We start from the raw sequence: 19,699 nt of genomic DNA on the forward strand, positions 1-19,699 counted from the left end.
CCCGGTTCGGTTATCCCGCCCGCCGCCGTCGCTTGTCCACGAGGATAGTCCCGCGACACCGTCGGGCCCGGCAATGGCAGGGATACCGCCGTTTGAGTTCTTCAGTAAGCGCCTCATCCAGATCGTACTGGTAGTCATAGGTCAGCTCCACCCCGGGCTGGATATTGCGGGCCGCATAAATGAATATCCTTCCGTCCACGTCGACCGCCTCGCAATTGGGATCGCACGAGTGGTTGATATAACTCGCCGCGCTTCCCCCGACGGCGCCGTCGATTATCGTATTTTCGTCGACTTCGAACAGGAAGGTATGGTGGCGGTCCATCGCCAGGTCGTCGTAGCGGCGGTCGACCTCCTCGGGGGTTATTCGTTCCCCGGCGTACTCGATAATGCGCTGACCCTTCCGGATCCGGCGCAGGGCGAACACTCCGCGCCCCTGGATGCGGGACTCACGGACTTCGATCAGGTCGTGGCGCCGTCGTTTGCGACCGGTCATAACGGTATGCACGTTTGATGGTTTTCCGCCCGAACTTCTCACCCTTTAACGCCGCCCCAATAAATGTGGTTCCACCGTTCCCGTCCACCGGAATCTGTCGAGCAGCGGTCGCCCGGGCCCCGGCCGGCGAACGTCCATCTCGGGCTGGATACTCCGTCAGCCGCCTGCGCTGTCGCGCGCAGGGGCGTGGTTACGAGGTCGATCGAGGCGCCGCCGGCCCGGCTGAGTTTCCCCCGGACTGCGGCTGGAAACTCCGGCCGCGGCGGCTCCCCTGCCGCCCGCCCAACCTCTGATTTCTCCCCGTCCTGGGACGGCCCGGTCGGCGCCGGAGTGCAGGGACGCCCCTCTCCGGCGGGGTTTGAATCATCGCGCCTTGGCAGACGAGGGAGACCTACGCGAGGTTCACTTTTCGGTCTTGACCACCACAATTGTGCAGTCGGCAACCAGTGCGGCGATCGCCCCCAGGGCGGCCAGCACCGGGAGCAGGAGCGCCCCCACGGTCGCGACCGTGACCGGAATCTCAATCAGCGACTTGCCTTCCTCGTTCTTGATAATCACGTGGCGGACGTTCCCCTCGTGAATCAGCTTCTTGACCGTCTCCACCAGTTGTTGACCGGTCACCTTGAATTCTTCCGTGAACGTCTTCTCTTCGACCATGGGGCACCTCTCAGGATTGACGTGATCCGTGGCGGGCGGCGGTCCCCGCGGCGTGCGCTGCGGGATGGCCCGGATACTTCCAGGCGGCAAGGTAGAGCGCGCTCCGTCCGGTGGCAACGGGTTTTCTCGATGCGGACGCCGTCTCACCGCGCCGCGGAGGTTCCCTGCTCCCCGGCCCGGCGCCGAACGCCCCGCCCGCCGACCTTCACCCGTATGCCGCGCGGCCGGCCGCATCGGGCCTGCCGTTCGACAAAGCTCCCTGGCGTCCGGGGAGCACCCGGCGATCCGGGAAAATGGAGCGCCGAAGATCGTTTCCGATCTCCGGCGCGCCGTACCTGTGCCCGGTTGTCGGTTCGCAGTCCGCTACGGAATCAGAACCCCGTCGATGATGTGGAGGACGCCGTTCCTCGCGGCGACATCCACAAACAGCACGGTGGCGCTGTTGACCTTCACGTTGCCGTCCACGACCGCGATCTCGACCGTCCCGCCATTGGCCATCGCGGCCTCTGTCAGCGTGACGACGTCGGCGGCCTTGAACACTCCGGAAGTCACGTGGTACAGGAGGATGTTGCTCAACGTCGCCGGATCCTGAAGCAGAGCCTCAACCGTTCCCGCCGGAAGAGCCGCAAAAGTCTGTTCCGCCGGTCCAAACAGGGTGAACGGACCGTTGTACATCAGGGTGTTCTTGAGACCGGCCAGCCGGGACACCGTGTAGAGCGACAGATACTTGGTGAACCGGTTCAGCTTGCCGCTCCGGACCGCCTGGGCGATCCAGCCGGAACCGAGAGCGACGCCTTGGCCCCAAGCGGGTTCATCCGCGCCGAGGAGGAGGCGCCGGGAATGAGGACGGCATCGATCACATGGATCACGCCGTTGGTGGCCTTGATGTCGGTCGCCGTGACCACCGCGTTGTCGATCCTGACCGTGCCGTCGCCGCCGAGAGTAATAGTGACGCTGGCGCCGTTGAGAGTCTCGGCGCTGGACAGCCTCACGACCTGATCCGCGGTGACCGCACCCGGCACCACGTGGTAGGTCAGGATAGCCGTCAAAGCATCCTTGTCGGCCAGCAATGCTTCGACCGTACCGGCCGGGAGCTTGGCAAAAGCATCGTCTGTGGGGGCAAACAGCGTGATCGGTCCCGCACCCTTGAGCGCATCGACGAGATCAGCGGCTTCAGCCGCGGCCAGAAGAGTCGTGAAATTGCCGGCCGCCGCGGCCGTCTCGACGATGTCCATGGTGGGATTCGGAGAACCGCTGTTCATCGGATTCTCGTCGTCGTTGCTGCAGCCAGTCATGCCGATCGCCAGGGCAGCCACAAGGGCCGTCATCAGTGTAAACTTCCGGGTGAACATCTTTTTGCTCCTTACTATACTATGAACGTTTTCTTTTGTTTTCGGTATTCGTCCGCATCTGTCGGTGTTGCGGCCGGCTAGGCCACCCACCGGCGCTGAATGGCCTTCCACTGAACCACTTGATAGAGAGCCCCCAAACCGACCACCATATACACCAGCCGGCTCAAGAGGGTGGCGTCGCCGAGCAGTGTGGCGACCAGGTCGAAATGCAGGAGGCCCACCAGACCCCAGTTGAGTCCCCCGACTACCATCAGGGCGACAGCGATCACGTCGAATGATTTCATTCCAGTACTCCTTTTTGCGTATTCTGTTCATTATTTGTCTAAGTTCTGACTTATGTAACTCCGAAGCTGGCGGATCGGTTCACGAAAAAGGAGAAAATGGCGAAAAATATCATAACCAATTGTAATCACACTAGTTATGTTATATTCTCATGGGCTATGTCAGGTTCACGATGATCGCCAAAGTGTCCATATTATTGAACAGATACGAGACGGGTGAATCACTCGACAGCACTGCCGGTGGCCTGCGGGGAGATCGCCAAAGGCAGCAGGGCCGAAAAACGCCTGCGCGGAGGGCCACCGCCGCGTGCGCGATTCGATTGCCCCGCCGTTAGGCACGCCGTCCGTTACAGCCATCACCAGGTATCTGAGTAGTGTCCTCGTGTCAGATAAGACAAGAGCGGGGCGCGGAGTCGATCCGAGAGTACTGCGACAGCTCATCATGAGTTGTCTTACTCAGAATGTCAGGGCCGGCGATCGGAGAGTCACCCGGTCCCCGCCGACGCCCGGCGTCGGCGACGGAATGTCTATGCCCGATTAGGGAGTCGGGGGCTTGTCGCGCCCCGGTTGCAGGCCCTGCCGCGTGGCCCGGAGTCTTGTCGATGTGAGGGACACCGCAATTCTTGGCGAGACTATCGTGCGAGCTATCATCAGGGAGTGAGCATCGAGCTCCGCGGGAGGTTCGACCGACTTCAAAGTATCGTTTGAAACGAGGTCCGGGATATGAGTATCTTCCGGTATGCATGAACCTCACCGCAGTACCACCACTGTAAAGGAGGAGTATCATTGGACAATCGAATAATTGTATCAACGATTCTTATCGCCGTCTTCGCCATGGCTGTTCCCGGCCTGGCCGACTCGACCTCCCAGAAGGCGGAAAAGACTTATAAGATTCACGGGTTTCTGGGGGAGTCATCGACGGTGGCGGCGCCCAACAAGACTGTCACGCTGCTCGATGCCGACAGCAACACGGCGCTGGCTAATACCAACAGCAACTTCTTCGGAAAGTACGCCTTCAAGAAACTGCCGCCAGGGCACTATCTCGTCAAAGTAGCCGAGAAAGTCATGGAGGTCTATCTGATCGACAAAGACATTCGTCTCGATGTCGACTTGAGCGCCAATGACGGGACCATGAACTATGCCGCAGGGGCCGCGGCGCAGGCCGCGAAGCCGGCCGAAAAGTAAGGCGAGGGGACTCCCCCCGGCCGGCCGGAGGGGGACACCGATCTCGCCAAACAATTCTCCGGCAAGTACTACAGCTACACCGGAGGCTCGACATTGGGCGGCGGGGGCGGTTCGGAAAGTCAGATCGCTTTCTGTCCCGACGGCAGCTATTTCGAAAGTTATGAGTCGGGCTACTATGGTTCCGGGCAATGGGGGCAGGCGGGCCAAAGCCGCGCGAGCGGCACCTGGTCAATCACCGGCACGATCGAAACCGGGACGATCACCATCACTTACGCCAACGGAAAACAAGAGACGGTACGCTACGAGACGACCGGTGAGAGCGGCTGCTACAAATTCGGCGGCCGGTTGTACTGCTACAACGGCGCCTGTGATTAGGAGGAGAGCATCTATTATTGTGGATATTCCGGCGTGAGGTTCCAGATCCGATTGCGCCACTCCTCGGTTGGCGGAAGCGTGCTCGGAGAGGGTCGGTTGCCAGAGTGCCACGGGAGGCAGGTGAGCCTGTTCCTGACACACGGTGTGATCAGCGTCTCGACCATCCGGACCGGTTCATGACCGGTGACGCCGGTTATGTCGGCAACGTCTGCTCATCGACCGGGTGAGGTTACCCGCCATCACAAGGAACAGCGGAGCTGAGTGCGGCGTGCAGAAGTTCCGCCGGGCGACAGCCGGCGGATTTCGTTTGCCTTATCCGGCATTTGAGTTACTTTGACGGCAGAACTGCGCCCCCAGGGAGAACCATGAAGCGGTCGCACCTGTCCGATCAGCAGCTGTGGGAAAGCGTGCTCGTGGGCAAAGCCCGGGCCTGGGACGAGCTTGTCAGCCGGTACGGGCCGCTCGTCTACGCCGTGTGCCGCCAGGTGGGCATCAGCGAGTCCGATGCCGCCGATGTATTCCAACACTCCTGGATTGCTCTCTACGAAAACCGCTTCCGTCTCGAGGACCCGACCCGCATCGCCTCGTGGCTGCTGACAACCGCCAAACGGGAGGCCCTGCGGTACCGGCAGAGACAGGCGCGGCTGCAGTCCGATGACTGCCTGGCCGAACGGGCCGACGAGCGACCGCTGCCGGACGAAGAGCTCCGGCGCCTCGAGCTCCAGGCCCGGCTGGAGCTCGCCCTGCGGTCGATCGACCGGCTGTGCCGCGATCTCTTGCGGGCGTTCTTCTTCGCCGGGGAGGATCAGTCGTACGAGCAAATCGCCGCCGCCTTCCACATTGCCCCGAACTCGCTGGGCGCCAAGCGGCGCCGTTGTCTGGATAAGGTGCGCGCCGTGCTCATCCGTCTGGGATATCTGGAGGAACGGAAATGACCCAGACCGCCTCTGTTCTAGCGGAGAAGGAGTGATCATGAGCCCAGAGAAGCACCTGACTCGGAAGCGGCTAATCGAAATTGCGCGCGCGGGCACTCCCCCGTCGGATTCTCACTTGGCCGCCTGCGACGTGTGCCGGGAGGCGTACGAGATGCTGTCCCGGTACTACTCCCTGATCGGCCGCCCTCCCCTTCCCGCACCACCGGCCGACTTCCTGAGGCGGGCCAGGTCAATCGCCCGGGAAGGTGCGCCGTCGGGTGCCCGACTGGTCGAGGTGGCCGCGCGTCTGGTATTCGATTCCTGGGCGGCGCCGGCGGCGGTCGGCGTGCGCGGACCGGCGGTCGAAAACGACCGCCGCCTGCACTTCGAAGCGGCTGGGGTCGCGGTAGAGCTGCGGGTTGAACAGAAAGAGACCGGGTGGTCGTGCATCGCGCAGTGCGTCGGCACCTCCGACCGATTTGTCATAGAGACCGACGCAGAAGTGGTCTATCCGGATGACCTCGGGGTATGCCAGTGGCGGGCGCCGCGCCCGCCCGCCCGCCTTGTCGTGCACACCGCCGCAACCCGCGTCATTGTCTCCAGACTCCAATGGAAGCGAACGAGACGGACATAGCGGCGCGGCGGTTCCTGCGCACGGGATCGACCGGGGTTCACGGCGAGAGCGCCGTGGCCGCCGCCTGTGAGAAGCTGATCCAGAAGGCGTTTCGCACGTCGATTCGCCGCGCGCTTGGACTGGCCGAGCGGTTTCACGCCCGGGCGCAGGCGCACGGCGGACGGGTACTGGGGCAGACGGCCTGGCGCTCGCTCGGACGGATGCACCACTTCTCCGGCCGGCACGCCGAGGCGCGGCACTGCTACCGGGCCGCGCGCACGCTCTGCGGCGACGACTTGTTGATCCGCGGCCGCATCGACCGCACGCTCATCGACATCAACATGTACCTGGGCAATGACCGGGCGGCCGCCGCCGCCGGCCGCGCTGCCCTCCGCGCCTTCAGCGCCCTCGAGGCCGAGTCCGATCTGGCGCAGACGCGCGTCAACCTGGGCAATCTCTACCACCGCCGGGACAAACCGGTCGAGGCCGACCGGCTCTACCGGCAGGCCGCCTTGTTTTTCGCGCGAAGCGGCAACAAACTGGCCCTGGCCCGCACCAACTACAACCGGGCCAACGTACTCGTGCAGCTCTTCCAAATGGACGAGGCCGAGAAGCTCTACCGGGACGCCCTCGCCGCGTACACCGAGTCGGGGTACGAACTCGATGCCTGCGATACCCGCTACGCTCTGGCCTGGCTGAATCTTCTGACCGGCCGTTTCCACCAGGCCCTGTCCGACCTCGCTGCATGCGAGGCAACGTATCGGACCGCGGGCGATCCCCGCGGCGTGGCGCTCTGCCTGCTTGACCGGGCGGAAGTGTTTCTCCAGTTGGGGCTCTATCGAGACGCCCTCGACCTGGCCGGCCGGGCGGGGAAACGGTTTCGGACGCTGAAGCTCGAATATGAGTCGGGGAAGGCGCACCTGTTCGCGGCCTATGCGCTGACCGGCCTCGGCCGAAAGGACCGGGCCCGGGCGGCGTGGGCCAGAGCCGAGCAGGGGTTTGCCGCCCTTCGGCATGCCGGGTACCTGGGAACCCTGCACCTGCTGCGGACGGATCTCGACCAGGGATCGCCGGGGACGCGGCAGACCGCGCTGCGCGCGGCGCGCCGATGCTTCGACCGGGCGGCGCTGTTCTTCTGGCAGGCGGTGTGCGATCTGAAGGCGATCGAACTGAGCGGACGCACGCCGGTCTACCTGGCGCGCCTTCGCCGCAATCCGGCCGCGTGGTGCGTGCCCCATCTCTACGCCGCCTGGCAGGTGGCGGAGGGGGACCTTCACCTCGTCTCCGGGCGGCGGGCGGCGGCGCTCACGGCCTGGCGGAAAGCGGCCGACCGCCTCGATCTGGTCCGATCGGCGCTGCCGCCGATGGAATTGCGCAACCAATATGCGCGCGCGGCGAAGTCGCCGCACGAGCGCCTGGTAGAATCGTATTTCAGCGACACCCCGCGCGAGGCGGCGGCCTGGTCGGAAAGGGCCAGGACGGCCGGAATCTGGAACGCCGGCGCCCGACACCCCGCCCTGGCGGCCGCCCGCCGGCGGGTACAGCAGAGCCTCGGGGCGCTGTCGGCACGGGTGCAGACGCTGGCGCAGGAACTCATGATCCCCGCGCATCGGTCCATAGGTGCCGGCGCCGCTCTCCCCTCGGCCGCCCGGCTGAACTTCCTCCGCCGCGAGATTCGCGAGTGCCTGCTGACGATCGACCAGGCTCCAACGGCGGAGGCTCTCGACACCTCCCGATTGGGCGCCCGCATTGCGGCCGCGTCGCGGCAGGCGCCCATCGTGCAGTTTCAGGTAGCCGGCGGCGACATCCTCGCCTTTGTCCACGTCGGGGGAGAGGTCGCCACCCGCCGCTTTGTCGGCGGGCGGGAGCGCCTCGAGCGCCTGGCCGAGCGGTGGCGATTCTGCATCGAACGAAACGTCGTTCGCCACGCGCCCGCGCAGGAGAGCCGAACGCCGCTGGAGCAGGCGCTTTGGCGCGAGTTCGGCGCCTGGCTGTGGGCAGCGCTGGAGATCCCGGACGAGGCGGCACAGGTCATTATCGTTCCCGACGGTCCGCTGGCCAACCTCCCGTGGCAGGCGATCGAGTGCGACGGCGGGCTGTTGGGCGAACGCCACGCGCTTGTGCTGGCCCCCAGCCTCCGACACCATTGGTTCGCCCGCACCCGTCCGGGCGCCGGATTGCCGATACACCTCTTCCGCGGCGCCGGATCCGACCTGGCGTCCGCCCAGGGCGAACTTGCCCGCCTCGCGGCTCTTGCCCCCGGGCGCACGATCATGCATGCGCCCGCGACCCGGGCGTCGTGGCCGCAGGAAGGCGAATTCTTCATCTGGCATTACGCCGGGCACGCGCAACTGGTGGTCGAAAATCCCTTCTATTCCTACCTGCGGCTGGAGGACGGTCCGCTCTTTGCCGCCGATTTTCAGATCCGCTCGTGCCGCGTGGAGTTGGCGACGCTCGCGGCCTGCCGCTCGGGCGAGGAGGTCACGCTGCCCGGCGAAGAATCCACGGGCTTCGTGCGGGCACTCCTGGAGATGGGTGCGCGCAACGTCCTTGCCGGGCGGTGGCCCGTTCTGGATCAGTCGACCGCCCTGTACATGGAGCACTTTTATGCCGAACTACTGAGCAGCAAATCGCTGGTTCAGGCGATGCACAATGCCGAGCGCCGGACGCGGCTTAAATACCCGTCCGCCTATCACTGGGCCGCCTTCGGCCTGCACGGCGCCGGCTTTCTCGGAGAGGACCATGCGAAGACTCCTTAAGATCCTGTCCCTGATCGGGATCGTGCTGTTGACCGGCCCGAGGCCGGCCATGATCCGGGCCGACGCGGAGCGGCCGAACCACACGCCCGGCGATGTTGTCTGCCGTGTCCTCCCCGGTTCGACAATCGAGGAGATCAACCAGACCTACGGTACCGCCGTCAAGGGACACCTCCCGGTCACCGACGTGTACCTCCTGATGATCCCTCAGGGCCAGAACCCCGACACGATTGCGGCCCGGATCGACGCTGATGCGCGGGTGGACTTCTGCCGCCCCAACTACTATCTCGCGGCGCCGGAGGGGTTTCAGCGGAGTTCACCGTTCGTCGATGCCGAGCTGATCGGTACTTTTGAAGACCAGCCGGCGGCTGTGACGCTCGATCTGGCCACCGCCGCCCTGGTGTCGACGGGGGCCGGCGCACGCATTGCGCTGATCGACGGCGGCGTCGCCGCGAACCACCCGGTATTCGCCTCGTTCCCCGGCGACCTGGTCAGTCGCTGGGATTACCTGGAGGAGGATTCCGTGGCGCAGGCCGACACGGCCGGTTCCTGCGCCGCTCACGGCACGTTTGTGGCCGCCGTTCTCCAATTGGTCGCACCCGGCGCCGATGTGTACGTCTACAAAGTTCTCGATACGGCCGGCCAGGGCAACGCCTACGCCATCGCAGCCGCCATCCTCCAGGCGATCGACGACGGCTGCGACGTGATCAACCTGAGCCTGGGCATGACCCGGGTCGATGAGAGTCTCGATGACGCACTGCGCACGGCCCGGCAGTCCGGCGTGAGCGTCGTGGCGTCCGCCGGCAACGATTCCACCAATCTCGCCAGCCTCTTCCCCTTTCCGGCCTCGCGCTCCAACGTCATTGCCGTTGCCGCGCTGGACTCGGTCAACGTGAAGGCGGATTTCTCCAACTACGGGGTGCGCATCGACGTGTGCTGCCCCGGTACGCGGGTCTATTCGGCCTACGCCGACACCTTGTTCGCCTGGTGGGACGGGACGAGCTTTGCCGCGCCCATGGCGGCGGGCGTGATCGCCTGCCTGCGCAGCCGGCACCCCGGTCTGACACCCGAGCGGATCGACACGATCCTGGCGCGGTCATCCCACAACGTCGATTCGCTCAACCCGGGTCTGGAAGCGCAGTTGGGAGCCGGGCTGATTGACCCGCCGGCGGCGCTGGCGCTGGCCGGGCAGATCACCCGCGGCGATGTCACGCTCGACGGCAGGGTCGACATCAACGACCTCACCGCGCTCGTGAATTACCTGTTCCGCGGGGCCACACTGGACGTGCTCGCCGACGCCGACGTCTCCTGCGACAGCGCCGTCAACATCGCCGATCTGACTCTGCTCGTCAAATACCTCTTCCTCGGCGCCGCCATGCCCTGCGGCGCGTGAGGACCGGCTTCGCCTTGTCCTCGTTCCGACGCCGGGACGCCCCCGCGGCCCCCGGCGTTTCTGCTTGATTTGCCGCACCGCAATTCCGCCGCGTCGATCCGAACTCCCTGCACGAAACATTCCCCGCCGCCCTCTGCTTAACAGGACACGAGGCAAGCGAGGACAACAAACGTTTAATACTCTGTCAAGGAGGTTTCATGAACGGACGGACGAAGTGGCTCTCGCTGATGGGAGCGGGCCTGCTGTTGACGGCGATGATCGGCTGCAGCGAATCGCCCACGGCACCGCAGACCGGAGGGAGCGACGGCACGGCAGTCGAATCGAAGGCGCCCGCCGCCGACTCGCTGCAGCTCCGCGCCCGCGTACAAACCGTCGACCAGAACCGCCTCAGACTCACCCTGGAAGGGGAAACCGACACGGTGGCGACCCTGCAGAACTGCCAGATTGTCCGGTACAGCGGCTTCTCGGAAGCTCCCGTCCCCTTCACGGAAATCCGGGTGAACGACTCGGTCGAAGTGGCCGGTCACCGCTACCAGAACGCCTGCGTGAACGCCTACCGGATCGGGATCTGTGAGGAACCGGGAGCGGTGCGGTATGCGGCGCGCGTCGAGACGGTCAACCGGGACCGCCGCATGCTGACTTTCGCCGGGAAACCGGATTCTGTCATCGCCAACCTGAACTGCGCGGTAGTCCGCCTCAACGGTAACAGCGAGGCGCCCGTCCCGTTCGACGAGATCAATCCGGGCGATTCCGTGCAGCTCTATGGCGAGCGCAACCAGAACCGCTATGTCTACGCCCGCCACCTGGGCGTGTGCAGCCCCGGCGGAGGCGGCTATGATGTCGCCGTGCGGGACACGATCACCTCAATCGACTACGCCGCCGGCACCTTCACGATCGCCGGCCGCACCGAACTCATCACCGTGGACTCCGAGACCGTCATATGGACCAACCTCCGGATCCTCCACGAACAGCCGGATGAAAACGGGCGCGACCGCATGGGTATGGCGCTGTCGGACGGCGGCAATTTCTATCGCTCCGACCACGACTCAATTCTGGCCTTCACCGACGTCGCGGTCGGCGACGTGATAGAATTGCGGGCCGACATCGTCAACGAAACCACCCTCCGTGCGGCGGTGATCAAACTGACGCCCGAGTGTCTGAGCCGCTGCCTCGCCTTCAGCGACCGCCTCGCGACGATCGATGTCGCCGCTCGGCTCGTCACCTTCGAAAACGAGACGCGGATCTGCTGGGTCTGCCCGGGGGCGAAATTGCGGGATCGTGACGGAGCGGAGATCACCCTCGCCGATTTCGCGGTCGGCGATTTCGTTGCCGTCAAGGGCTATCCCCTGGCGGGCGATACGTTGAAGATCTCCCAGATGGCGCTGACGGCAGAACCGTAGACGTCTCCACCACAAAGTCGGTGAGACGCCCTCGGCGTCCGGACTCCCTCCCCGCCGGACGCCGATGCTTTCGTCGCTATCCGGGCAGGCATGGAGAGAGTAGACCGGTCTTGAGCTGGACGGTCTCAGGATGGAGGGCCGGATCAGGGTCCGGCCTTCCTCTTTGTCTTTTTGGCGCGTTCCCCCGCCCGCCCTCCGGACCCGGCTATCCCGTGGCTGAGGGGGGAGCAAGCTCACGCACGAAGTCGCCCGGCTGGTGCGCAGGTATCTTCTCGGTTCGGGGGAGGGACTCGCTCACGGCCACTGCTTCCCCACGACCGGATTGCCCGGCGCACAGCCTAATCCGGAGCCCTCCATCACGCAGCATGGCGTATCCATCACGCTCCCCTCGCGGCCGGGCGCAGGGTCGGAGCCAAGGGGAACCGAACGCCGGATGCCCGCCTGGAATTTGACTTTCACAAGAACTCGCCGGGCCTGCGGCCGGGGTCGCCGGAAACCTCCTTGCCCCGTTGTGCTCTTGCGCCTGGTGACGCCGAACCGGGCAGGCGAATTTCGGCCGGGCCGACGAAAAAAGCGTGGACAGATTTGTTGGACAGAGCATATATTGGGGCAGCACCCACAGCTGCGGCGTCCGTCCTCCGGCTACGATACGGGGGGACGGGCTGTCGAAGCAACCAAGCCGTCGTGTCCTTCGGGAGAGGAGGTCGTCGCGTTTGGCTCTGGGGTGAACTCCCTCCTCATCAGTGTTTTCAAATCAACCCTAAGGAGAGGTCTCACATGAAAAGGCTATTACTGGTTCTGAGTCTGTTGGGCATGATGACGGCGTTCTTTGGTTGCTCGAACGACCCGCAGACGACCGGTCCCGCTGTCGGCCAGGACACCCCCGGTACCCTGGTTCAGCGCCCCGAGTTCATCGATAACCGCCCGGATGCGGTGAAAGCTGCATTCACCAAGCTGGGCACACCCATTGAGTCGTCTGACCGGGTGGTCGCCGACGGCTTTTCCGCCGCCGATCCCAACCCGACCCCGGCTCACAAGTATGCGTATGTCATCGGGATCTCCGATTACGACGGCACGGCCAATGATCTGAATTTCTGCGATGACGATGCGCGCGATGTCATAGCGTTCCTGAACAGCCAGGGTTTCACCGTGCGCAGCGACATTGACTACAGCGCCTCGGCGGCCAACATCCAGGCGGGCCTGATCTGGTTGCGCGACGCGGCGGTTCCCGGCGACGAGGTGGCCTTCTTCTATTCCGGCCACGGCACCAAAGTGCGCCCGTCGGGTGGTTCGAGCATTATCTCGCGGGACCTGTACTACCTGACCCACGCATACGTCATGGGCTACCTCAACGCGGCCAACTGCACGAAGAAGACGATCAATCTCGATGCCTGTGTCATCGGCGACTTCCATGCCGACTGCAAAACCGGCACCGTGCTCTCCACCGCCTCCGTATCCAAATACTCCTACGACGCCCCCGATCTGCAGAATGGCGCCTGGACCTATTTCTTCCTGGACGGCGCCATCAATCAGGGGTTGGCGTACAACGAAGCGATCTCTACGTATGCCGAAGTGAACATGAAAGCCTGGGCGACCGCGAACAGACTCAAAGTCGATCCCAAACACACCGACATGTACACCGGCGATCTGGATATCTGACCCCTCTTCGCCTGTTCCTGAGTAATGACAGCCCGCTTCCTCGGAGGCGGGCTTGTCATTTGGGGTGGGCAGGGGGGAGCGCGCGTGAGTGCAAGTCTCTCGTCGGACCGCTCCGCCCAAAAGAACCACCGCGGACTGTTTTTTTCTGTTATCCGGACGAACGGATTTCCAGGCAAGCTCCCTCTGATAGCCAAGAGGTGAACTCGGAACCAGGAACCTGAGCGGCTGTGTCAACGGCTGGCACGAGTATGGCGGGTTCCGGGCTGTGGGTGCTACACAGCAGAGGCCGGGGACCGCGCCCGGCCTTCCTTTCAGCTTCATCCCCCCGAGCGACCGCCCGACGGTCTGCCACGAGCGGCGTTGCCATGACAGCCTGGGGGGGATCAGCCGCCGGCGGTCTTCCCGACACGACTAACAGCCAGAAACGCCACTCATGAATTGTCTGCTTGACCAGCGAGTGTACGTTGCGTCGCCTCGGGTGCGGCCTGCCACCGCATGGGCGAGATGGTGGCGCGTTGGAACTTGATCTTATCCACCGCCTCGGCGAGGTGGGCGTAGATCACGGTCGTCGGGATGTCCGAGTGGCCCATGAGCTTCTTGACCGTGGGCAGGTCGACCCCGGACATGACCAGGTGGCCGGCGAAGGGGTGGCGGAGGGTATGGAGCCTTCGAACTTCACGCTCACCGACTGAGGCCTCTCCCCCACTTACGAGAAGCCCTTCAGCTACCTTGCCGAAGAGCCCAAAACTGAAATATGGCGGAGGAGGTAGGATTCGAACCCACGGTGCCCTCGCGGGCACAACGGTTTTCAAGACCGCCGCTTTCGACCACTCAGCCACTCCTCCGTTCCGTTATGTCTGTCTCGTCCACTTCGGCCGCCCTTCCCGCCCTGCGTCCGTCTTCCGAACCCCCTCGTCGTCCAAGCGTCCGGTTCAGCGGATTGCCCGCCCCGGTTCCGCACCTTTCCTGCGCTGCACCCGGCGCGGCCGTGTCCCGGCGCTCTTACGCAGTCAGCGCCGCACTCGTTTTGCCTGCGGGCCGCCCTCAAGGCCAATGTGCGAACGGCTGCCGTCGGCGTTATAGATCAGCGTATCGCCGCCATTTATACCCGGGGATCCCTTGGTGAGACGGAAATCCGCCTCTCCCGCAAACAGCGGGTCGCCGTTGAGATTCCCGTTGATGCCGGACTGATCCCAGATTGCCTCGTAGTTGCCGTCCTGGTTGCCGTAGACGATGTTGAACCGGAACTCCCACTTGGCCCAGTCGCCGTAGTTCCAGACTCCCACGCACGGACACACCCATTGCTCGCGCCAGCCGTTGGCGGTGATGATATTGTTGGCGATCCGGCCGCGGGCCTCGCTCGACCAGGGCGCCACTCCGCAGTTGCCGTTGTGGTGCACGACATTGTTGGCAATATCCATGTACGAGGCGCCGGTCGCGATGATTCCCCACCCGAGATTGTCGTGCACGAGGTTGTTGCGCGCGATCACCCAGGAGGTTCCGAACGCCCCGATTCCTTTCCAGTAGCCGCTGATGTCGTTCCGGTAGGCCGCACAGGTCGCATCCCAGGTCACGCCGATCCCGGCGCCCCGGCCGTCCCGTATCACGCAATCGGTCACGGTCGCCGCCGCGCCCCGGTAGAGCGCCACGCCGTCCCAGCCGTTGTCGACAATCCGGCAGTCCCGGATCTCGATCTCGGAGCCCTCCCGTCCGAACACGCCTCCGATGCCGACCACGACTGAATCCAACCGGTGCGTGTTGCCCGCGATGGTGACGCCGGAGATGTCGACGCGCGAGTTGCGCACCACGATCCCGGCGTCGGTCGCGTTCCCGTCCTTGTCCCGCCGTCCCCCGGTGATCGTGAGGTTGGCGATGCGCACCTCCGGGCAGTCGACGATGAACAGCCCGTAGCCGGCGTTGGTCTCCAGCCGGCTCTCGGTGCGGCTTTCTCCGATCAGCTCGAGCGACTTGCCGCGGATAATGAACCCGTGGGACGCCTCCACCGGCGTGTGCGGATCGAGGCAGTTTCCGCAGAGCGAGTCGGTAAACAGGCGCGGGCGGGCGCTGAAAGTCTTCGCCGCGATTACAATAGTGTCGCCGCTCGCGGCGTAGTTGATCACCGACTGCAGGTCGGAGCCGCGTTCCACGGTGAGGCGCTCCGCCGCCGCCGGCAGAGCCGCGAAAAGCACGAGCACACTGAACACCAGTCTCTTTCGCATACGCCGTATTAAGCGCTGCGCGGCGGCGGCGGGCAAGCAAAAAGCCGCCGGGAGGCCGGGCCACCGCCGCGGCCGCAGAATGTGATTCCCCGCGCCCCGCGCGCCGCCCAGATTCCCGCTGATGGCCCACTATGCCGCTCTCCTGCTGTCCCGCCAGGCGCTTCGGCCGTGCGCCGCCGCTCCGTGGGTGCGGCAAACCATGGCCGCCCTCGACTGGCTCCGCGCCGAGGGACTGACTGTGATCAGCTCTGTGGGGATGCCTACCTGGGAGTTGATTTGTGCCGCCGCCGGTCTGCGCGGTGTGCCCCAGGTCGTGATCGTTCCGGGACCGGGTGGGGCTCGCGGCACGGCGCCTGACAGTCTCTGCGCCGCCTTCGGACTCGGCGAGACCGCCTCCTTTCACCCGCTCCCGGTCGACTCGCGCAAGGCCTTCCCATCCGCCCGGGACCAGGTCGTTTTCAGCCTGGCCGACCTTCTGGTCCCCATTTCCATCCGCCCCGGCGGTTTCATGGCGACCCGGCTGGCGGAGTACCGGTCGGCGGGCCGCGCGGTCGTCGACCGCTTCGCCGTCGCCTACCGCCCTCGGGAAGAGCCGTTGCGGTATGCGATCTCCGAACGCGAGCTGAACCCTGATCTCGAGAAGCTCTCTCGTCATTATGTCACCCATTGGACGCGTGCGGCCCGCGGACCATGGCCGGATGAACTCCCGATCGACTACTATCGGAGCATCCTGGCCTCCCCCGCCTACCCCCGTACCGCATTGGACACGCTGAGGAGGATTCTGACATCGCGGCGTCTCGTTGCGTCGGACCGCCATTTGCCCCGGGGTGTGCGCGCCGTCGCTTTCTCCGGCCTGTCCCCGCACCGAGTGCTGCCGCTGATACGCTGGCGCGCCCGGTATCGCGAGATGTCATTCGAACCTTACGGCGTCGCTATCGACGCCTCGGTCGCCCGCGAGCACGGCATTCTCCCGGTTGAGTACTGCGATCCCGCAACCCGGCCCGCGCTGCCGCCCGATGATCACTGGCGCCTGCAATCAAGCGGCGTCGTCGGCGACTGGGTGCGGGAGGAGGAGTACCGCTGCGAGGGTGATTTCGACCTGGGGACGGTTCCGGAGGAGGCCCTCCTGGCTTTCTGCCGGTTTCCCGCCGAAGCCGGCGATATAGCGCGGACCTCCGGCGTTCGCTGCCTGCCCCTGCTCGCCCGCGACCCGCGCCCCCCGGGTTGAGGCCGGACTTAGGGCGCCGTTGTTCCGCACGCCGCCGGGGCGGGCCCGCCCCGGAAAACGTAAGCGACCAAATAGGTCACGTCGGCGACCGTGATCGCGCCGCCCGCGTCGCTGTTGGCGTTGGCCTCCTCGGGACACAGCGGCGGCGGCCCCCCCCGGAACACATAGGCGATCAGGTAGGTCACGTCGACCACGGTGATATTCTCGTCCGGATCGCCGTTCACGTTGCCGCGCAGGCCGAGACAGCAGTCGGCGATCACGTCCTCGTAGACCGTGCTCGCGGCATCGGCGTTGGCCCTGATCTCCCCGAGCGTGTTACCGGTCACCACGGCGAACGCCACGGTGTCGGTTTGCCCGGCGGCCATGGTGATCGGGCCGGCCGCCAGCACCTGCATAAGATCTTTCGTGGCCGTCTTGAACGTCTCCGCCGACCCGAAACCCGCGGCGAGAGCCGCGTATTTCTCCGCCTCCGTCCACCCATCCGACAGACCGCCGCCGTAATACGTGGTCAGGGACGCATCGGCGGTGAACGCCGACGCCAGCGGGCCGTCCAGCAGTTTGATCCCCCGGAACAGCGACAGCGTCCCGGCGTCGTTGTACGCCATCCACAGCACGCTGTCGGCGGCATCCCACCCCCCCGCGTTGAGGCTGAACTGCTCGACGTCCCAGTCCAGGTAGAGGCCGGCGCGCAGCCCGGTGATCTCGACCCCGCCGGAGTTGGTGAGGATATAGCGGAAGATGATAAAGTCGTCGAAGGAGGCCTCCGTGAAGGCGTACGTCTCCTGGACGACCGCGAGGCCGATGGGGTTCTCCGCCCGGCTGTCATCGAAGCGGGCGGACGTTTCCTGATCGGCTTTCTTTCCGGGCGTGGAGCGGACGATGTTCCCGCCGTGGGCCACCCGAAAATCCCCGTCCGGCTCGCCGGCGGAGTTGCGCGCTCCATCCGAGACCTGAGTGATGCTCCGCCCGAGGAGGAACGCCGACTCATAGACCTCATTGTCGAAGAGCGGGGCGGTCCGGAATCCGATACCGTTGGCCGGGAAGAACGAGCCGGTGTCCAGCCCGTAGGTTCCGTAGTTCGTGATCGTGCAGTGCAGGTTGTTGACATCGTGATCCGCCTGCAGCCGCTGCGAGCGCGGCTCGACCACGAAGTACAGCTTGGCCGGGACGGAGTACCCGCTCCCGGCGATCTGGAAGTCGATCGACAGAATGCTGCCCTCCGTCACCGTGTCGCTCACTTCCACGGCGAGGACATCGCTCGACCGCACCGTGTCCCACGCCGGGGCGGTCCCGAACGACACCGAGCCGTCGAGAACGCTGAGCGCGGGGTGGGATCCGGTGATCGTTCCCGCCACATTGGCGACCACCGTTCCGCGGTTCTGGAGGATCACCGGCCCGGTGACGACGTCCCCGGCATGCACGAGCGGATGCGGGAACGACCAGATGCGGAGATTGGGCGCGGCCGTGGGCCCGGGCAGCGCGTTGAGCGCCGCCTGGCAGTCGATCACCCCCCAGCCGTAGGTGTTGTCCGGAAGAGAGTACGTGTAATCCTGGGCGGTCGTCAGAATGGCCGCCTTGATCTGGTCCGGCGTCGCGTTCGGATTCTTCTGCCGCAGCAGTGCGACCAACCCGCTCACGTGGGGCGCAGCCATCGACGTCCCCGTCAAAAATCCGTAGGTGTTGCCCGGCAGGCTCGAGCGCACGGCGTAACCCGGCGCGCACACGTTCGGCTTGATCCCGCCGGTGCAGGGGGAGGGTCCGCGGGACGAGGAGCTGTAAATGACCGGCGGGCTCATCGTGTGGATGATGTTGCCTACTGCAAAGCAGTCGAGCGAGTCGAGCGCCCGGTCAGCCGGGTTGCGGACCGACTCCGGCAACGATCCCTCGTTACCCGCCGCGAAAATGTTGACGATGCCGAGCGCCTCCATGTTCTCCACCACCGTGTAGAACAACTCGCGGCACTCGGCGAATCTGATCCCCCAGCTGTGGTTCACCACGTCCGGGACGTCGCCGAAGGTCGTCGGGTCGCCGTCCGGGTCGACCGCCCACTCGAAAGCATCAAAGATCGGGGCCCCGTGGATATCGATCACCGCCGCCGAGATCCACCGGGCGTCCAGCGCCACCCCCACCGTATCGCCCGTGGCATCGTCGTGCCCGACCAGAAGGCCCATCACGTGCGTGCCGTGCCCGTCGTTGCCGACGGTGTGCGGAAACGGTTCCTCGTCGAGCGGATAAAACCAGGCGGCCGCGGCGTTGCCGTCCAGACCTTTCCATCCGGAGGCGATCGCCGGGTGCGCGCCGTCGACCCCCGTGTCGAACGAGCAGATGAGCCGCCCGGCGCCGGTGTACCCGGCCTGCCAGGCCAGATTTGCCTTGATCACCGAGAGATTGGCCCCGACCGCCGTCGCCGATGACGGCGCCGGTTCCGGTGCGATGAGAGTGAGCTCGGGCGGCGCCGCCACCAAGTCCACGTCGCCGCGCCGCGCCGCCGCCCGGATCTGTCCCGGCGTCAGTTCAGCTTCGATGATGTTGCCCAGCCAGTGCGGGCGGACCCGGGCGGCCTCGCCGCGGGCTTCAAGCCCCCGGAGAAATCCGAGCACATTCGCCTGGCGCGCGCCGTGGGCCTCTTTGAGCCGCCGCATCCCCTCGCGGTGCCGGGTCGCCCCATCGGGGTAGGATGAAGTCAGAGCGGCTTTGAGAGCGCGGGGATCGACCGCCCCCGTCACCCCGATCCAGACCCTGATTTTCTCTCCCGCCGCTTTCCCCTGCAGCCGCTCTTCCAGCTCCGGCGCCAGCCGGCCGGCCGACAGCATCGGCGGCGTCAGAATCCAGAGGCTCAGTGCTATGGACAGCATCCGCATACCGGCGACACTCATACGACCCGTCCTCATTTCAGAATCAACTCCCTAGTGACGCGTCCGGCGCCCGATTGACGCAACCGAATCGAGCGCCCCCGACCGCTGCGGCGCCCTTGCGGCGCCGGTGTGGGGCGGGTGCCTGAACAGCCCGGATGAGGACTCGCCGACCGCCCGTCGTCGGCCGAGGCCCGAACAGCCTGGGCGGCGCGGCGTCGGCGGCCGGTCTCTCACCGCTTGAGAGCAAGATACTTCCTAAGCTTGCCTTTGCCAAGCGGTTTGCTGATATTTCCGATAAACAAGAGAGCGACCACTGCCT

The 19,699-nt window shown here is 65.3% G+C and carries 17 protein-coding genes and 1 tRNA gene; 9 read left to right on the forward strand and 9 right to left on the reverse strand.

The annotated features are described in order from the left end of the window. Window positions 1-10: 10 nt before the first annotated feature. The 5 genes from KA261_09635 to KA261_09655 all read right to left on the reverse strand — a co-directional run bounded on the left by KA261_09635 (window position 11) and on the right by KA261_09655 (window position 2,786). Window positions 11-493: an SET domain-containing protein-lysine N-methyltransferase gene (locus KA261_09635; GenBank protein ID MBP7698059.1), complete on the reverse strand. Its 483-nt coding sequence runs from the start codon at window positions 491-493 to the stop codon at window positions 11-13. A gap of 402 nt (window positions 494-895) precedes the next feature. Beyond that, window positions 896-1,150: a DUF4342 domain-containing protein gene (locus KA261_09640; protein MBP7698060.1), complete on the reverse strand. Its 255-nt coding sequence runs from the start codon at window positions 1,148-1,150 to the stop codon at window positions 896-898. Window positions 1,151-1,513: 363 nt separating this feature from the next. Continuing rightward, window positions 1,514-1,858: a fasciclin domain-containing protein gene (locus KA261_09645; GenBank protein ID MBP7698061.1), complete on the reverse strand. Its 345-nt coding sequence runs from the start codon at window positions 1,856-1,858 to the stop codon at window positions 1,514-1,516. A 32-nt stretch (window positions 1,859-1,890) separates the two neighbouring features. After that, window positions 1,891-2,445, reverse strand: a complete 555-nt coding sequence (locus KA261_09650) for a fasciclin domain-containing protein (protein ID MBP7698062.1) — start codon at window positions 2,443-2,445, stop codon at window positions 1,891-1,893. Between the two features lie 134 nt (window positions 2,446-2,579). Then, window positions 2,580-2,786: a DUF378 domain-containing protein gene (locus KA261_09655; GenBank protein ID MBP7698063.1), complete on the reverse strand. Its 207-nt coding sequence runs from the start codon at window positions 2,784-2,786 to the stop codon at window positions 2,580-2,582. A 783-nt stretch (window positions 2,787-3,569) separates the two neighbouring features. Here KA261_09655 and KA261_09660 point away from each other — a divergent pair. From KA261_09660 to KA261_09695, 8 genes are all read left to right on the forward strand, one after another. Beyond that, on the forward strand, window positions 3,570-3,968 hold the full coding sequence (locus KA261_09660; protein MBP7698064.1) for a hypothetical protein: 399 nt from the start codon (window positions 3,570-3,572) through the stop codon (window positions 3,966-3,968). A gap of 93 nt (window positions 3,969-4,061) precedes the next feature. After that, window positions 4,062-4,343, forward strand: coding sequence for a hypothetical protein (locus KA261_09665; GenBank protein ID MBP7698065.1), 282 nt, complete (start codon window positions 4,062-4,064; stop codon window positions 4,341-4,343). Window positions 4,344-4,708: 365 nt separating this feature from the next. Continuing rightward, window positions 4,709-5,278: a sigma-70 family RNA polymerase sigma factor gene (locus KA261_09670; protein ID MBP7698066.1), complete on the forward strand. Its 570-nt coding sequence runs from the start codon at window positions 4,709-4,711 to the stop codon at window positions 5,276-5,278. Window positions 5,279-5,315: 37 nt separating this feature from the next. Then, window positions 5,316-5,891 carry a hypothetical protein gene (locus tag KA261_09675; GenBank protein ID MBP7698067.1) on the forward strand — a complete coding sequence of 192 codons (576 nt, stop codon included), beginning with the start codon at window positions 5,316-5,318 and terminating at the stop codon, window positions 5,889-5,891. Next, window positions 5,867-8,629 (forward strand): CHAT domain-containing protein, encoded by a 2,763-nt coding sequence (locus KA261_09680; protein ID MBP7698068.1) that lies wholly within the window; start codon window positions 5,867-5,869, stop codon window positions 8,627-8,629. Before KA261_09675 ends, KA261_09680 begins: the two co-directional genes overlap by 25 nt. After that, window positions 8,613-10,019 carry a S8 family serine peptidase gene (locus KA261_09685; protein MBP7698069.1) on the forward strand — a complete coding sequence of 469 codons (1,407 nt, stop codon included), beginning with the start codon at window positions 8,613-8,615 and terminating at the stop codon, window positions 10,017-10,019. Before KA261_09680 ends, KA261_09685 begins: the two co-directional genes overlap by 17 nt. A 197-nt stretch (window positions 10,020-10,216) precedes the next feature. After that, window positions 10,217-11,419, forward strand: coding sequence for a hypothetical protein (locus KA261_09690; protein MBP7698070.1), 1,203 nt, complete (start codon window positions 10,217-10,219; stop codon window positions 11,417-11,419). A 777-nt stretch (window positions 11,420-12,196) separates the two neighbouring features. Beyond that, window positions 12,197-13,078, forward strand: a complete 882-nt coding sequence (locus KA261_09695) for a caspase family protein (GenBank protein ID MBP7698071.1) — start codon at window positions 12,197-12,199, stop codon at window positions 13,076-13,078. A 431-nt stretch (window positions 13,079-13,509) separates the two neighbouring features. Here the strand turns inward: KA261_09695 and KA261_09700 are convergent, their stop codons facing one another. The 3 genes from KA261_09700 to KA261_09710 all read right to left on the reverse strand — a co-directional run bounded on the left by KA261_09700 (window position 13,510) and on the right by KA261_09710 (window position 15,297). Then, a complete protein-coding gene (locus KA261_09700; protein MBP7698072.1) occupies window positions 13,510-13,878 on the reverse strand; it encodes a tyrosine-type recombinase/integrase in 369 nt (122 codons plus the stop codon). After that, a tRNA-Ser gene (locus KA261_09705) sits at window positions 13,834-13,923 on the reverse strand. The genes KA261_09700 and KA261_09705 overlap by 45 nt, the downstream gene beginning before the upstream one ends. 165 nt (window positions 13,924-14,088) lie before the next feature. Then, the gene (locus tag KA261_09710; GenBank protein ID MBP7698073.1) at window positions 14,089-15,297 is read right to left on the reverse strand and encodes a right-handed parallel beta-helix repeat-containing protein; all 1,209 of its coding nucleotides are present in this window, start codon (window positions 15,295-15,297) and stop codon (window positions 14,089-14,091) included. Between the two features lie 121 nt (window positions 15,298-15,418). On the opposite strand from KA261_09710, the gene KA261_09715 reads away from it, so the two are divergent. After that, on the forward strand, window positions 15,419-16,525 hold the full coding sequence (locus KA261_09715; protein MBP7698074.1) for a hypothetical protein: 1,107 nt from the start codon (window positions 15,419-15,421) through the stop codon (window positions 16,523-16,525). An 8-nt stretch (window positions 16,526-16,533) separates the two neighbouring features. Here KA261_09715 and KA261_09720 read toward each other — a convergent pair whose 3' ends face one another. Then, on the reverse strand, window positions 16,534-19,401 hold the full coding sequence (locus KA261_09720) for a S8 family serine peptidase (GenBank protein ID MBP7698075.1): 2,868 nt from the start codon (window positions 19,399-19,401) through the stop codon (window positions 16,534-16,536). Window positions 19,402-19,699: the final 298 nt, after the last annotated feature.

The organism is Candidatus Zixiibacteriota bacterium, from assembly GCA_017999435.1.
In the GTDB taxonomy this organism is placed as follows: domain Bacteria; phylum Zixibacteria; class MSB-5A5; order GN15; family FEB-12; genus JAGNLV01.